Raw genomic sequence first — 14,710 nt, 5'->3', positions numbered from 1 at the left:
ATGTTTTTTACGAAAAGATAGCTAGGGAAGGAGTAACACATGAGACAGCTTGCACAGGAAATCGATAACTTTTTAAACGAGGTGATCTTGAGATCTGAGAACCAGCATGAAATTCTGATTGGGCATTGCACGAGTGACGTTGCCTTGACCAATACTCAGGAACACATCCTCATGCTCTTGTCAGAAGAATCCTTAACCAACTCGGAGTTGGCCCGTCGCCTCAATGTCAGTCAGGCGGCAGTGACCAAGGCTATCAAGTCTTTGGTCAAAGAGGGTATGTTAGAGACATCCAGAGATCCAAAGGATGCGCGCGTGATTTTTTATCAGTTGACTGATTTGGCTCGACCGGTGGCAGAGGAACACCACCATCATCATGAACACACGCTCTTAGCCTATGAACAAGTGGCAAGTCAGTTTACTCCAAATGAACAAGAGGTTATCCAGCGGTTTTTAACTGCTTTAGTAGGAGAAATCAAATAATGCGGTATATTACAGTAGAGGACTTATCTTTCTATTATGACAAAGAACCTGTCCTCGAGCATATCAACTACAGTGTTGATAGTGGGGAGTTTGTTACCCTGACTGGTGAAAATGGGGCTGCCAAGACAACGCTCATCAAGGCGAGTCTAGGCATCTTGCAGCCAAGATTTGGCAAGGTAACCATCTCAAAGACAAATACTCATGGGAAAAAGCTTAGGATAGCTTATCTTCCCCAGCAGATAGCCAGTTTTAATGCTGGTTTTCCAAGTACAGTTTATGAATTTGTCAAGTCGGGTCGCTATCCTCGAAAGGGCTGGTTTCGTCGCTTGAATGCTCATGATGAGGAACATATCAAGGCCAGTCTAGACTCGGTTGGTATGTGGGAACACCGTGACAAACGAATTGGTTCCCTCTCGGGAGGACAAAAGCAACGAGCAGTTATTGCTCGGATGTTTGCTTCTGACCCAGATATTTTTGTCTTGGATGAGCCGACGACAGGGATGGATGCTGGAAGCAAAAATGAATTTTACGAACTCATGCACCATAGTGCCCACCATCATGGCAAGGCTGTTTTGATGATTACCCATGATCCTGAGGAGGTCAAGGACTATGCGGATCGCAATATCCATCTAGTTCGCAATCAAGACTCGCCATGGCGTTGTTTTAACGTTCACGAAAGCGACCAGGAGGTGGAACATGCTTAGTTTGTTATCTTATGACTTCATGCAGCGTGCCTTCTTGGCGGTCATTGCCATGAGTCTCTTTTCTCCGGTTCTTGGGACTTTCCTTATCTTACGTCGTCAGAGTTTGATGAGCGATACCCTCAGTCACGTTTCTCTATCAGGGGTAGCCTTTGGTCTGGTTTTGGGAATTTCTCCAACCATTTCAACCATTGCTATTGTCTTAATCGCTGCGGTCTTTCTAGAATATCTCCGGACAGTCTATAAGAACTTTATGGAAATTGGAACTGCCATCCTCATGTCAACAGGACTTGCAGTGTCTCTTATCGTGATGAGTAAGGGCAAAAGTTCGAGCTCCATGAGTTTGGACCAATATCTCTTTGGTTCGATTGTGACTATTAGCCAGGAGCAGGTGATATTCCTCTTTGCCATTGCTGCGGTCGTTTTACTCTTGACTTTCTTGTTCTTGCGCCCAATGTATATCCTGACTTTTGATGAGGATACGGCCTTTGTGGATGGCTTGCCAGTTCGTACCATGTCTATTCTTTTTAACATGGTGACAGGGGTGGCTATTGCTCTTATGATTCCAGCTGCAGGAGCTCTTCTGGTGTCAACCATTATGGTATTGCCAGCTAGTATTGCCCTGCGTCTGGGGAAAAACTTTAAATCCGTTATGTTACTAGCTAGCGCTATTGGCTTTTTAGGAATGGTGGCAGGGCTCTATATTTCCTACTATGCGGAAACCCCTGCTAGCGCTAGTATCACCATTATCTTTGTAGCCGTCTTTTTGTTAGTCAGTCTACTGAAACGTTTTATCAAATAGGAGAATGAAATGAAAAAAATTAGCTTACTGCTAGCTAGTCTATGTGCCTTGTTTTTAGTGGCTTGTTCCAATCAAAAACAGGCAGATGGGAAGCTAAATATCGTGACAACCTTTTACCCTGTCTACGAATTTACCAAGCAAGTCGCAGGAGATACTGCTAATGTAGAACTCCTCATCGGTGCTGGTACAGAACCCCACGAATACGAACCGTCTGCCAAGGCAGTTGCCAAAATCCAAGATGCAGATACCTTTGTCTATGAAAATGAAAATATGGAAACTTGGGTTCCTAAATTGCTAGAATCCTTAGATAAGAAAAAAGTGAAAACCATCAAGGCGACAGGTGATATGCTCCTCTTGCCAGGTGGTGAGGAAGAAGAGGAAGGGCATGATCATGGCGGTGAGGGTCACCATCACGACTACGATCCCCACGTTTGGCTTTCACCAGCACGCGCCATCAAACTGGTAGAGCATATCCGTGACAGCTTGTCAGCAGATTATCCTGATAAAAAAGAGACTTTTGAGAAGAATGCAGCTGCCTATATTGAAAAATTGCAGGCCTTGGACAAGGCCTACACAGAAGGCTTGTCTCAAGCTAAACAAAAGAGCTTCGTAACGCAACACGCAGCCTTTAACTATCTTGCCTTGGACTACGGTCTCAAGCAAGTATCCATCTCAGGTCTCTCACCAGATGCAGAGCCATCGGCAGCACGTTTGGCAGAATTGACAGAGTATATCAAGAAAAACAAGATTTCCTATATCTACTTTGAAGAAAATGCCTCACAAGCCCTCGCCAATACACTCTCAAAAGAAACAGGTGTCAAATTAGACGTGCTCAATCCGCTAGAAAGTCTGACAGAAGAAGCAACCAAGGCTGGTGAGGACTATATCTCCGTGATGGAGAAAAACCTCAAGGCTTTGAAACAGACAACGGACCAAGAAGGACCGGAAATCGAGCCAGAGAAGGAAGAAAATACCAAGACAGTTCAAAATGGTTACTTTGAGGATGCAGACGTCAAGGACCGCACCTTGAGTGACTATGCTGGTAACTGGCAGTCGGTCTATCCTTTCCTTGAAGATGGGACCTTTGATCAAGTCTTTGACTACAAGGCTAAGTTGACTGGTAAGATGACCAAGGATGAGTACAAGGCCTACTATAGAAAAGGTTATCAGACAGATGTGACCAAGATTAACATCACGGACAACACTATGGAATTTGTTCAAGGTGGCCGAAGCAAGAAATTCACCTATAAGTATGTCGGCAAGAAAATCTTGACTTATAAGAAAGGCAATCGTGGCGTGCGCTTCCTCTTTGAAGCGACAGATGCGGACGCTGGACAGTTCAAGTATGTTCAGTTTAGTGACCACAATATCGCCCCAGTCAAGGCAGAACATTTCCATATCTTCTTTGGAGGCACCAGCCAAGAAGCTCTCTTTGAAGAGATGGATAACTGGCCAACCTACTACCCAGATAAGCTATCTGGACAAGAAATCGCCCAAGAAATGTTGGCGCATTGATGTAAGAGAAAATCCCGCAAATCTGCGGGATTTTTTTGGTAGAAACGATCATCCAGTTAGGTTGCGAGACGGTAAACCGCCTCTGCGTAGATGTCCATAGCGCGATATAGATCGTCTAGGACAGCTGCTTCATTTGCCTGATGCTCAGTTTGTTGTGCTCCTGGGAAAAGAGCGCCAAAGGCTACACAGTTTGGCATGGTGCGGGCAAAGGTAGCACCACCTGATGAGAGAGGAGGAGTTTTATCTCCGGTTTTTTCTTGGTAGACTTGCATAAGGGCAGTAACAAGTTGGCTATCTCTTGCGACATAGAGGGGTGCTAGATAGTCAAATTCTTGGTAGTCAAGTTGGTAGTCTTTGGCGCACTGGGTGAGCTGTGCCACCAGTTTCTCCTTATCTGCTAGCACAGGTATGCGTATATCGATCCGAATCTCGGAACGATCGGGATTGATGGTCAACCCTGCAACATTAAAGGAAAGGGAACCAGACGGTTCATCAGTAACCTCTCCAAAGATTCCAAGCCCTCTACCATCTTGCCCTGCTTTGTCGGTTAGAAAATGGAGGGCAGAGTGGGGTTGGAGAGGTGCGAGTACACTAGCAAGTCGAATGACTGCATTGACACCTTGACTAGCATCTTTGGCGTGTTTAGGTACCCCGAGTACGGTCACGGTTTGGTCTGTGGTTTGGTGATCAAAATTTGCTTCCTTCAACCCCCTACAAACCGCTTCATAAAGAGGACCTTGGTAACTTGCCTTATCTGGTACGACATTAAAGGCACCTCCGACATCGAGCTTGAGATGATCAGAACCGGGGCCATGAAGCTTGACTTGAAGGAGCCCCTTTTCAGCGTATGTCAAAGGAAATGACGAATCTGGTGCAAATCCCATGCTGGCTTGTTCTTCGAGGGCGTTGTAGCGTGCCATACATCTCCAAAGAGTTTCTTCATCCGTACCAAAGATAAAACGCACGCGCTTCTTAAATTGGATGCCTTGGTCCAGCAAGCTTTTCACTGCGTAGAGAGCTGCCAGTGAAGGCCCTTTGTCGTCTTGTGCCCCTCGTCCAAAGAGTTTGCCTTCTCTGATAGTTGCTTCAAATGGAGGAGATTGCCAATCTGACAAATCTCCTGCAGGCACAACATCCAAGTGGCAGAGGATGGCAAGGAGTTCTCCCTCACCAACCTCTGCATAACCATAATAGCCCTTGGGATCAATATAAGTTTTAAAACCAAGTTCACGGCAGATTTCCAGCGTCTTTTCTAGAACGTCTTGAATAGCTTGTCCAAAAGGTGTGCCATTTTCTCCTTCTTTGAGAACAGATGGGTAGGAGATAAGAGTCTTTAAACTCTGTAAAAAGCTCTGTTTAATGGAGTCGGTGATATATGAATTCATCCGTTTTACCTCATACTTTGTTCTAAAGGAATGGCAGGAAGGTACCTAGGATAAGAAGAAGTATGCTCACAATGACAATAACGACAATGAGTTTAGTAACAAATTTCCACCAAGTTCCTAGACTGATACGGCCGAGCGCGAGAGCCCCCATAACGATACCAGAAGTTGGAGCGACAAGGTTGAGTACACCAGATGCAGATTGATAGGCAGTGATGATGAGACTAGGTTTTACATTAACGAACTCACCAAGTGGTGCCATGATTCCCATTGTAGCACTAGCAAGTCCAGATGAAGATGGGATAAGGAATGACATAGGAAGGTAGAAGAGGTAGGTCAAAACGATGAAGACCTGAGAAGAGAGACCTTGAAGTCCGACTTCACCCCAGTGTAGAATAGTTGCAGTAATCATACCGTCGTTCATGATAACTTGGATACCACGAGCTACTGCACAAATCAAGGCTACGGTGAGAAGATCTGCTGCACCAGCCATAAAGGTAGAGATAATCTTGCTTTCCTTAAGACCGTAAACAACACCAATAAGAATACCCATCACAGCAAAGAGCATCGCACCTTCTGGGAAGTACCAGCTACCGAAAGGTAAGGCAGATGAACCGATAGCTCCACCAATAACAGGGAGACCAATCAACCAATTCTTGAAGTCTTCAAATAGAGTGATGTGCAAGTCTACCCAAGGGATAAAGCTGGCAATCATGATGATGAAAGTCAAGATGAACAAGGCAAGAACATGTTTTTGTTTCTTGTTCAAGACAGATGGAGCATTTTCGTTATCAGTGACATTGAAGTGTTTAAGGTCTTCTTCACGTTGAGAGTAGACAAGTGATTTTGTAGGATCCTTTTGAATCTTTTCTGCATAGCGGTAGACAAAGTAAGTACTAATACCTGTCATAACAAACCAGAAGATGATACGAAGGATAACTCCGTCCATAGATGACACACCTGCGGTATCAGAAGCGATAACAGTAGCAAAAGGATTGAGAGTAGAGGCAAGACAGCCGACTTGTGAACCGAGTAGGATGATGGCAACGGCAGTAATGCTATCAAAACCAACAGCCATCATAACAGGGACAAGGAGTGGGTAAAATGCCATGGTTTCTTCACCCATACCATAAGTTGTTCCTCCAAGTGCAAAGAGGGGCATGAGGATGAGGATCAGCATTTTTTCGCGTCCTTTGTATTTCTTAACAATAGAGGCAATACCAACATCTAATGTGCCTGTCGCATTGACGACACCTAGAAATCCCCCAACCATGAGGATGAAGAAGGCTACGTCAATAGCGGCTTTAGTTGGTTCGTGACCGAGCATCGCCCGAATCGGAGCCATTAGAATATCGTAAATCCCTTGGGGATTAGATTCAACGGTTTGATAGGTGCCTGCAATGAGGCCACCTGCTTCGTTCGTGTCATACTTACCTGCTGGAATGATCCAAGTCAAGATTGCCATGATGGCAATAATAATGATCAAAACAGTGTAAGATGAGGGCATTTGGAACCTTTTTTTTGTTTTTTCACTCATTTGTTTTTCCTCCTAAACTATGCCACAAAGTATAAAAACGAATGATGTTGGTTTACCTAAGTATTCCTGATTAGAGCTTGTACTTGGGTTAAAATGGCTAGTCTTTAACAATAATTGTTCCGCTTTCGGACTCGATCAAGGCGCCTAGATTGCTGAGGGAAGTGATAACAGCCTTGCCTTCTGGGCGGTTGGTTACAAAATCGATAGCAGCTTCGACTTTTGGTAGCATGCTACCTGGCGCGAATTGTCCTTGCTTGATGTATTCTTTTAGTTGACTGACAGTAACGTGTTCAAGTTTTTCTTGGTCTGGTTTATTGTAGTTTACATAGACATAGTCTACGCCAGTAAGGACGATGAAGAGATCAGCTTCGACGAGTTCTGCTAGTCGTTGAGAAGCAAAGTCTTTATCAATAACGGCTTCGACTCCACTTAAGTAACCGTTTTCATTTTTGACAACAGGGATACCTCCTCCACCTGCTGCGATGACAACTTGACCATTATCAAGCAAGGTGCGGATGCTGTTGATTTCTTTGATGTCGATTGGTTTTGGTGAAGCCACCACTTTACGCCAGCCACGACCGGCATCTTCTTTGAAGGTTGCTCCTGTTTTTTCGCTCTCAGCTTTGGCATCTTCTTCTGAGTAGAATGGACCGATTGGTTTGGTAGGATTGATAAAGGCAGGGTCCGCTTTGTCTACTATAACTTGGGTAACAACAGAAGCGACATTTTTATCAAGTCCTACATCAAGCAATGCGTTATCAAGAGCACATTGTAGCCAAAAACCAATACTACCCTCGGTCATGGCAACCAAAGAATCAAGGGGGAAGGCAGGGTTTTTTTCCGAATCTGCCATCAAGTGTTGAAGCAAGAGATTACCCACCTGAGGACCATTTCCGTGAGTGATGATCAGTTCATCTCCGTTTTGAATCAACTTGACCAGATGACGAGCTGTTTCTACCAGAGCAGCTTGTTGAGCTTGGGCAGATGGATCAGTGGAGAGGATGGCATTTCCGCCTAAAGCAACGACGATTTTTCTATGAGACATGAGCTCTCCTTCCTTTAATATGGTAAACCTGACAGAACTCCAAGAGCTACAGGCAGGTATGATGATAAAATATGAAGTGGAGGTAGCGTCTTTTTAAAAGACAAATTAGTCATTACTACTAATAAAAGGGGTTGAACGCACAGCCGACGTTTATCAGAATGAGACTAGGAAGCAGGAAGATGACAAGAGTAAGGTGGCAAATCTGTCAAACGGAATCCTTGCTTTCTTTCGCTAGAACTGATAAGCTATCATAGCTTTCGTCTCAACCCCTGTGTTGTGTATACGAGTAAGTTTTATACTTTAGGAATGTAGAGATTTCCAAGAGTAGCAGCCATAACAGCTTTGATAGTGTGCATACGGTTTTCTGCTTGGTCAAAGTGACGAGCATACTTGCTGCGGAAGACTTCGTCTGTTACTTCCATTTCTTCTACGCCAAATTTTTCAGCAACATCTTTACCATAAACAGTGTGAGTGTCGTGGAATGCTGGTAAACAGTGGAGGAAGATCAAGTTTTCATTGTTTGCTTTTTTCACTAAGTCCATATTGACTTGGTAAGGTTTCAAAAGTGCAACGCGTTCTGCGAATTTGTCCTCTTCACCCATAGATACCCAAACGTCTGTGTAAAGAACGTCTGCGCCTTTAACTGCTTCGTCAGCATCTTCGGTGATGAGAACATGTGCGCCACTTTCTTTAGCAAAGCCTTCAGCCAATTCAACGATTTCTTTTTCTGGGAAGAGTTCTTTTGGTGAGAAGATGTGAACGTTAACACCAAGGATAGCACCTGTTACCAGCAAGCTATTGGCAACGTTGTTACGTCCATCACCACAGTAAACCAATGTCAAGCCTTCCAAACGACCAAAGTTTTCTTGAACTGTCAAATAGTCAGCGAGCATTTGAGTTGGGTGCCATTCGTCAGTCAGACCATTCCATACTGGAACACCGGAGAATTCTGCCAATTCTTCAACCATACGTTGGCTGAAACCACGGAATTCAATCCCGTCAAACATACGACCCAAAACTTTTGCAGTATCTTCAGTAGATTCTTTTTTACCTAACTGAATGTCATTTGCTCCGAGGTATTCTGGATGAGCACCAAGGTCAATAGCTGCAGTTGTAAAGGCTGCACGTGTACGAGTAGAAGTTTTTTCAAACAGGAGAGCGATATTTTTACCAGCAAGGTAGTGGTGTTGGATATTGCGTTTTTTCAAATCCTTCAAGTGAGCTGAAAGACCGATAAGGTATTCTAACTCTGCGCGAGTAAAGTCTTTTTCTGCTAAGAAGCTGCGTCCTTGGAATACTGAATGTGTCATTCTATTATTTCCTCTTTCTATTTTTTACATTTTTTATTGACAAATACTGAACAGCGATTATACTTCTTCACGTTCAAATGGCATAGACATACAACGAGGTCCACCACGGCCCCGAACCAATTCGCTTCCGCGAATCTTAATCAAGCGAAGCCCGTATTCTTCTAGGATCTTATTGGTAATGGTATTGCGGGCATAAACGACAACTACACCAGGTGCGATGGTCAAAGTGTTGGAGCCATCATTCCATTGTTCACGCGCAGCTGCTACGATATTGCCACCACCGCAACGGATCAAATGAACTTTTTCTACGCCGAGGTTCTTCGCAAGAAGTTCAGCTAAGTCACCTTTTTCTTCAACAATCTTGAGTTTTTCATCTTCATAAGTGACAGAGTACACACGAAGATCGCCTTCGATTTCTGGGTGAATTGTGAACTTGTCGTAGTCAACCATGGTGAAGACAGTATCCAAGTGCATGAATTTACGGTTGTTAGCAAATTCAAATGCCAATACTTTCTTGAAGCCAACATTTTTCTTGAAGATGTTCACCAAGAGTTTTTCAATCGAAGCTGCATCTGTACGTTGAGAAATACCTACTGCGAGAACGTCTTTAGAAAGAACGAGCTCATCTCCACCTTCAATACGAGTATCTTCTTCACGGTTGTAGACTAATTCTACTTTTCCACCATAGATTGGATGGTGTTTGAAAATGTATTTACCATAAAGAGTTTCACGGTTACGAGTATCTGCATACATGTGGTTAAGCGATACGGCATTACCAATAGTTGCAAATGGGTCGCGAGTGAAGTAGAGGTTTGGCATTGGGTCGATAGCAAATGGATAGTCTGACTCAACCAAGTCAGTTAAGCCTTTTGCTTCTTCAGGAATTTCCGGCAATTCAACTTTTTGAACCCCTGCCATAGTTTTTTCAACCAATTCTTGGTTGTCCTTTATACTGTGAAGCAATTCACGAATAGCCGCCTTGGTTTGACGACCACGGATGTTAGCTTCGTCTAAATATTCCTCGATAAATTGATCGCGGATTTCTGGGGAAGTCAATGATTCAGCAGCCAGTTGCTCTAGGTAAAGGACCTCAATTCCTTCATCACGAAGAGCTTGAGCAAATGCGTCATGTTCTTTTTGAGCATCTTCCAAGAATGGAATGTCATCAAAAAGAAGCCTTTCGAGATAGTCCGGCAACAAGTTTTCCAACTCTTTGCCTGGACGGTGCAACATAACTTTTTTCAGTTTCCCAATTTCTGAGAATACCTGAATTGGATGTGAAGACATGTGTTTTCCTCCTTAAAAATTTTTAACGGTGGCACCTTTTTGGTACCGCTTACATTTACGTTATATCATATTCTCAGAGGCGTGTCAATAGTAAAAAATGATTAAAAATTCGGACAAAACAAGGTTTTAGTAGTATTTTATGTTATTATACGATGGCAAAAGGAATTAGAGGAAATAAATGTATAAACTTCTACTAAAAAGAATATAATATTTTTTGAAAAAATTATGCTAAATTTCACATTTTAAGAAGAAATGTCCAGATTTTAATTCAGTTCTGACGAGGAATTGAGAGGAGCAGTGATTGAAAGTCATTTAGAAAATTATATGAAATCTATCTGAAAGCCTTTCTTTTGAATGGCATAAAATGTATATTGTACAAATTATAGAATCTTTTCTGAGTATTTAGGAAGACAGCCTTGTCTTATTGACGGTACCTAGATTTTTTGTTATAGTCAACGAGGTAAGAACTAGGAAGAAGGGTTTATTCACAAGTTGTGGATAAGTCTGGGCAGAGCAGGACATTCAGCTAATATCCTAGAGGGGTCTTGATAATAGTACCGGCAACTAGTAACTGGCCAGCTTTCTAGTAGAAATCCTAGTGCAGTGGGGATTTGAGCAGAGTTTGCTGAAGGTGATAGGTTCAAAGTCAAAGAGCTGGAGTCTAGAAAAGCTAGTTTTTAGGAATGTTTTCTTATCCACAAGTTGTGGATAACTTTGTGAACAAGAGAAAGAGATACGAGATGATGACGAAAATAAAACCACATGAACCATTGCCAAGTCAGGCCCAGCTAGCTTATTTAGAGGATGAATTAGCTGCCTTTATCCATTTTGGTCCCAATACCTTTTATGACCAGGAATGGGGAAGTGGGCAAGAGGATCCTATGCGTTTTAACCCGACCAAGTTGGCTGCGCGTGAATGGGTTCGGGTACTCAAAGAAACAGGTTTTAAAAAGCTGATTTTGGTGGTTAAGCACCACGATGGTTTTGTCCTCTACCCGACAGCCCACACAGATTATTCGGTCAAGGCTAGCCCTTGGAGGGATGGCAAGGGGGACTTGCTCCTTGAGATCTCCAAAGCTGCGACTGAGTTTGACATGGATATGGGAGTGTATTTGTCTCCTTGGGATGCTCACAGTCCCCTCTATCACGTGGACCAAGAAGCGGACTACAATGCCTACTATCTGGCTCAATTGAAGGAAATCTTGTCAAATCCTGCCTATGGGAATGCCGGTAAGTTCACTGAGGTGTGGATGGATGGTGCTCGAGGGGAAGGGGCCCAGAAGGTCAACTATGAGTTTGAGATTTGGTTTGAAACCATTCGTGGCTTGCAGGGCGATTGTTTGATTTTCTCAATTGAGGGAACTAGTATTCGCTGGATTGGAAATGAACGTGGCTATGCAGGGGATCCCTTGTGGCAAAAAGTCAAACCAGACCAGTTAGGGACTGAAGCTGCATTAGATTACCTGCAGCACGGAGACCCCTCTGGGACGCTATTTTCAATCGGTGAGGCAGATGTTTCTCTTCGCCCGGGCTGGTTTTACCATGAGGATCAGGATCCTAAGTCTCTCGAGGAATTGGTCGAGATTTATTTTCGCTCAGTAGGGCGGGGAACCCCTCTCTTGCTCAATATCCCACCGAACCAAGATGGTCTCTTTGACGAAAAGGATATCCAGCGACTCTATGAATTTGCTGCCTATCGTGATGAACTCTATAAAGAAGATTTGGCTTTGGGAGCCAAGGTATCTGGTCCGGCTCTATCACCAGACTTTGCCTGTTCTCACCTGACAGATGGGCTGGAGGCTAGTTCTTGGGCAAGTGATGCAGAGTTGCCAATCCAATTAGAGCTCGATTTAGGGGCACCTAAAACTTTTGATGTAATTGAGCTGAGGGAAGATTTGAAGCTGGGGCAACGCATCGCTGCTTTCCGTGTTCAGGTAGAGTTGGATGGTGCCTGGCAGGAGTTTGGATCTGGTTATACTGTTGGCTACAAACGTCTCTTACGAGGATCAGTCGTTGAGGCGCAGAAGATACGTGTGACCATTACAGAGGCACAGGCTTTGCCTTTGTTGACCAAGATTTCACTCTATAAAACACCTACCTTGTCGAGAAAAGAAGCTGTTCAGCAACTAGAGTTCTTAGAAAAAAGTCTAGCTGTGGCAAAGGGAGAAAATGACCACTTTACAGTGAGGCGCAGAGAATCTAGCAGTCCTTTGGAAGCTAAGATTTCGATTCAACCAGGGACGGGTGTGCATGGTGTCGCTTATCGGGACGAAATTCAAGTTCTTACGTTTCAAGTTGGCGAGACTGAAAAAAGGCTAACGCTACCAACCTTGTATTTTGCAGGAGATAAAACCTTGGACTTTTATCTGAATTTGACGGTAGATGGGCAGCTGGTTGACCAGCTTCAAGTACAAGTTTCATAAAAGAAGAACCTTTGCGCGATGCAAAGGTTCTTTTGGTTATGAGTGACTTGGCAACCAGCTAAGTGTGAAGATCAGTTGCTCAGCTTTTAAGAGGTCTTGATGTTGAATGTTAGATACTGGGGTCTTGTCCAATCGGCATTCTTTGACAAAGTTGAAATGGCTGTAGTTTTGCTCGGCATGTATATCCAGCCACTTATTTTCCTTAGCCAGGTAGATACGGAGGTGGTCAAAGAGAGGAATTCCGAGATCGTAGCTGGGCTTGCCTGGACAGGTCGGGTAGAATCCAAGAGCTGACCAGATGTACCAAGCAGAGAGACTACCATTGTCCTCATCGCCAGGATAGGCTTCCCAGCTTGGGTGAAAGGTTTTCTGACGCAAGGTTTTGATGAGTAGAGCAGTGTAGTCAGGGTAGTTGCTGTAGCGAAAGAGATAAGGGATGTGAAAGCTAGGTTGGTTGGAAATGGCAAGTTGTCCAAAGGGAGCTATTGCCATCTCGCTCATTTCATGAATCTCGTAACCATAACCAGTCGTCTCAAAGAGGGGAGCATCCTGACAGGCTTTCAAAAGATAGTTGCTAAAGGCTTTTTTTCCGCCCATGAGTTGACACAAACCTGGGATGTCGTGTAGGACACCTAAAGTCGCTTGAATAGCAGAGCATTCGGCGTAGTCGCGTCCCCAACCATAAGGAGAGAAGTCAGGGCGGAAGTTGCCTTGACTGTCTCGCGCTCGCATGTAGCCTGTCTCAGTGTCAAATAGATGGCGGTAATTTTGTGACGCAACCTTATAAGTCTCAGCGATGTCATTCTGACCAAGATTCTCGGCACAGCTAGCGATACAAAAGTCACTATAGGCATAGTCTAGGGTATGGCTGACGCTTTCGTGGTGGTCGGTAGAGAGATAGCCCAGTTCTTGGTATTGGGCTAGTCCGTGGCGACCATTGATGCCGAGAGGGTCGGATTTGCTGGCTGTTTCAAGCATAGCCTGGAGGAGTTCTTCTTCCAAGTCGGGAGCCATGTCCTTGCAGGCGCTATCTGTGATAATGCCGTCTAAAAGGGTACCAGGCATCATGCCACGTTCATCTGGGGCTAGCCATTTTGGAAGGAATCCAGTATCGCGGTAGCTATTGAGAAAGCCTTCTAAAAAGAGACGATAATGTTCTGGTATGATAAGGGCAAAGAGGGGGAAGGTGGTGCGGAAGGTATCCCAGAAGCCATTGTTGCTAAAGAGGACGCCAGGATTGACAGTACCAGTAGCTAGATCCATGTGGATGGCTTGCCCTGATTCATCAACCTCATAAAAAGTCTGAGGAAATAGGAAGAGTCTGTAAAGGCAGTGATCAAAGAAGGTTCGGTCAGCCTCTCCTGTTTCCAGCACATCAAAACGATGGAGAAGATTTTCCCAGTCTGCTTGTGCACTGGCTTTACAGCTATCAAAGTCCTTCTGAGGTAGATTAAGCAGAGCCTGAGAAGGAGAGATAAAAGAAGTTGCTAGCTGGATTTCGACGTGACTACTTGTTAAGTCAATTCGCCAGTCCCCGCCTTCTTGGCTGACAGCAAGAATATTCGTATTCATTTGTAGAGCTGTGAATAGTTTTAGCGGATTTTTGTTGGTTTCAGTTTTGCCTTCTTGTCGTAGGGAAAGAGTTCGCTTATCTACTTGCTTGACTGTCAGTTCATCTGCTGCGTGAAGGTAGAGGGAGAGGGCTTTGCCTTGCTTTTGCTCCAAACGAATAGAAGCGCCGTAGCAAGTCGGTGTGAGCTGGCTTTCAATCTGATAGCGCAGGGAGAAAATTTTCAGATAATGAGGTTGGAAAGAGGCCTTATCCATATCATAGGAGGATTGACGGTGAAAGAGGCTATCTCCACCCAGCTGGCCTGTGACAGGTGTTAGGAGGAGCCAAGAGTAGTCGCCAATCCAAGGACTGGGCTGGTGGGTTAAGCGAATTCCCTGAAAGATGGGCAGATGCGGATCGAAAAACCAAGCACCCTCCTGATCGCTGGTCTGGGGAACAAAATAATTCATCCCGAAAGGGACGCCTGTGTAGGGCAGGGTATTTCCCCGAGAAAAGGCATGCTTGCTAGCAGTCCCAAAGCGGGTATCAATGGTTTCAAGTAGTGGTTTCATAGTCTTTCCTTTAGCTGTTTTTCTACATTATATCAGAAAAATGAGGCCTTTAGATATGGGGTTCGAAAGTAAGCAATTTTGTAGAAAAATGACTATCATTTGTG

The 14,710-nt window shown here is 44.3% G+C and carries 11 protein-coding genes; 5 read left to right on the top strand and 6 right to left on the bottom strand.

The genetic code is table 11. The features are described 5' to 3' along the window. The first annotated feature begins 39 nt into the window (after positions 1 to 39). Genes adcR through adcA form a run of 4 tightly spaced genes read left to right on the top strand, consistent with a single transcriptional unit; the run spans position 40 to position 3,498 of the window. Positions 40 to 480: a zinc-dependent transcriptional regulator AdcR gene (gene adcR, locus SORDD05_RS07715; protein ID WP_061418636.1), complete on the top strand. Its 441-nt coding sequence runs from the start codon at positions 40 to 42 to the stop codon at positions 478 to 480. Next, a complete protein-coding gene (locus SORDD05_RS07710; RefSeq protein WP_001269483.1) occupies positions 480 to 1,184 on the top strand; it encodes a metal ABC transporter ATP-binding protein in 705 nt (234 codons plus the stop codon). The genes adcR and SORDD05_RS07710 overlap by 1 nt, the downstream gene beginning before the upstream one ends. Further along, positions 1,177 to 1,983 (top strand): metal ABC transporter permease, encoded by an 807-nt coding sequence (locus SORDD05_RS07705; RefSeq protein WP_000950023.1) that lies wholly within the window; start codon positions 1,177 to 1,179, stop codon positions 1,981 to 1,983. Before SORDD05_RS07710 ends, SORDD05_RS07705 begins: the two co-directional genes overlap by 8 nt. Before the next feature lie 9 nt (positions 1,984 to 1,992). Beyond that, positions 1,993 to 3,498: a zinc ABC transporter substrate-binding lipoprotein AdcA gene (gene adcA, locus SORDD05_RS07700; RefSeq protein ID WP_061418632.1), complete on the top strand. Its 1,506-nt coding sequence runs from the start codon at positions 1,993 to 1,995 to the stop codon at positions 3,496 to 3,498. A gap of 56 nt (positions 3,499 to 3,554) precedes the next feature. Here adcA and SORDD05_RS07695 read toward each other — a convergent pair whose 3' ends face one another. The 5 genes from SORDD05_RS07695 to arcA all read right to left on the bottom strand — a co-directional run bounded on the left by SORDD05_RS07695 (position 3,555) and on the right by arcA (position 10,059). Then, entirely contained in the window at positions 3,555 to 4,883 is a 1,329-nt protein-coding gene (locus SORDD05_RS07695; RefSeq protein WP_061418629.1) for a dipeptidase, read from the bottom strand. 22 nt (positions 4,884 to 4,905) lie between these two features. Continuing rightward, a complete protein-coding gene (locus SORDD05_RS07690; protein ID WP_001291840.1) occupies positions 4,906 to 6,417 on the bottom strand; it encodes a YfcC family protein in 1,512 nt (503 codons plus the stop codon). 97 nt (positions 6,418 to 6,514) lie between these two features. Further along, the gene (gene arcC / locus SORDD05_RS07685) at positions 6,515 to 7,462 is read right to left on the bottom strand and encodes a carbamate kinase (protein WP_061418627.1); all 948 of its coding nucleotides are present in this window, start codon (positions 7,460 to 7,462) and stop codon (positions 6,515 to 6,517) included. 293 nt (positions 7,463 to 7,755) lie between these two features. Beyond that, the gene (gene argF / locus SORDD05_RS07680; RefSeq protein ID WP_061418624.1) at positions 7,756 to 8,772 is read right to left on the bottom strand and encodes an ornithine carbamoyltransferase; all 1,017 of its coding nucleotides are present in this window, start codon (positions 8,770 to 8,772) and stop codon (positions 7,756 to 7,758) included. Positions 8,773 to 8,829: 57 nt separating this feature from the next. After that, complete coding sequence (arcA, locus tag SORDD05_RS07675; protein ID WP_061418622.1) at positions 8,830 to 10,059, bottom strand: arginine deiminase; 1,230 nt, start codon at positions 10,057 to 10,059, stop codon at positions 8,830 to 8,832. Positions 10,060 to 10,802: 743 nt separating this feature from the next. On the opposite strand from arcA, the gene SORDD05_RS07670 reads away from it, so the two are divergent. Next, complete coding sequence (locus SORDD05_RS07670) at positions 10,803 to 12,482, top strand: alpha-L-fucosidase (protein WP_061418841.1); 1,680 nt, start codon at positions 10,803 to 10,805, stop codon at positions 12,480 to 12,482. Between the two features lie 36 nt (positions 12,483 to 12,518). Here the strand turns inward: SORDD05_RS07670 and SORDD05_RS07665 are convergent, their stop codons facing one another. Beyond that, positions 12,519 to 14,606, bottom strand: a complete 2,088-nt coding sequence (locus SORDD05_RS07665; RefSeq protein ID WP_061418619.1) for a GH92 family glycosyl hydrolase — start codon at positions 14,604 to 14,606, stop codon at positions 12,519 to 12,521. Positions 14,607 to 14,710: the final 104 nt, after the last annotated feature.

It is taken from the genome of Streptococcus oralis, assembly GCF_001578705.1.
GTDB classification, from domain to species: Bacteria; Bacillota; Bacilli; order Lactobacillales; family Streptococcaceae; genus Streptococcus; species Streptococcus oralis_J.
This window is presented reverse-complemented; position numbering and strand designations above follow the sequence as displayed.

What these genes read in the sequence shown, in the direction of transcription:
- adcR (WP_061418636.1), top strand. Translation starts at nt 40, where the DNA reads ATGAGACAGCTTGCACAGGAAATCGATAACTTTTTAAACGAGGTGATC.
- SORDD05_RS07705 (WP_000950023.1), top strand. Translation starts at nt 1,177, where the DNA reads ATGCTTAGTTTGTTATCTTATGACTTCATGCAGCGTGCCTTCTTGGCG.
- SORDD05_RS07710 (WP_001269483.1), top strand. Translation starts at nt 480, where the DNA reads ATGCGGTATATTACAGTAGAGGACTTATCTTTCTATTATGACAAAGAA.
- SORDD05_RS07690 (WP_001291840.1), bottom strand. Translation starts at nt 6,417, where the DNA reads ATGAGTGAAAAAACAAAAAAAAGGTTCCAAATGCCCTCATCTTACACT.
- SORDD05_RS07665 (WP_061418619.1), bottom strand. Translation starts at nt 14,606, where the DNA reads ATGAAACCACTACTTGAAACCATTGATACCCGCTTTGGGACTGCTAGC.
- arcA (WP_061418622.1), bottom strand. Translation starts at nt 10,059, where the DNA reads ATGTCTTCACATCCAATTCAGGTATTCTCAGAAATTGGGAAACTGAAA.
- SORDD05_RS07670 (WP_061418841.1), top strand. Translation starts at nt 10,803, where the DNA reads ATGACGAAAATAAAACCACATGAACCATTGCCAAGTCAGGCCCAGCTA.
- arcC (WP_061418627.1), bottom strand. Translation starts at nt 7,462, where the DNA reads ATGTCTCATAGAAAAATCGTCGTTGCTTTAGGCGGAAATGCCATCCTC.
- adcA (WP_061418632.1), top strand. Translation starts at nt 1,993, where the DNA reads ATGAAAAAAATTAGCTTACTGCTAGCTAGTCTATGTGCCTTGTTTTTA.
- SORDD05_RS07695 (WP_061418629.1), bottom strand. Translation starts at nt 4,883, where the DNA reads ATGAATTCATATATCACCGACTCCATTAAACAGAGCTTTTTACAGAGT.
- argF (WP_061418624.1), bottom strand. Translation starts at nt 8,772, where the DNA reads ATGACACATTCAGTATTCCAAGGACGCAGCTTCTTAGCAGAAAAAGAC.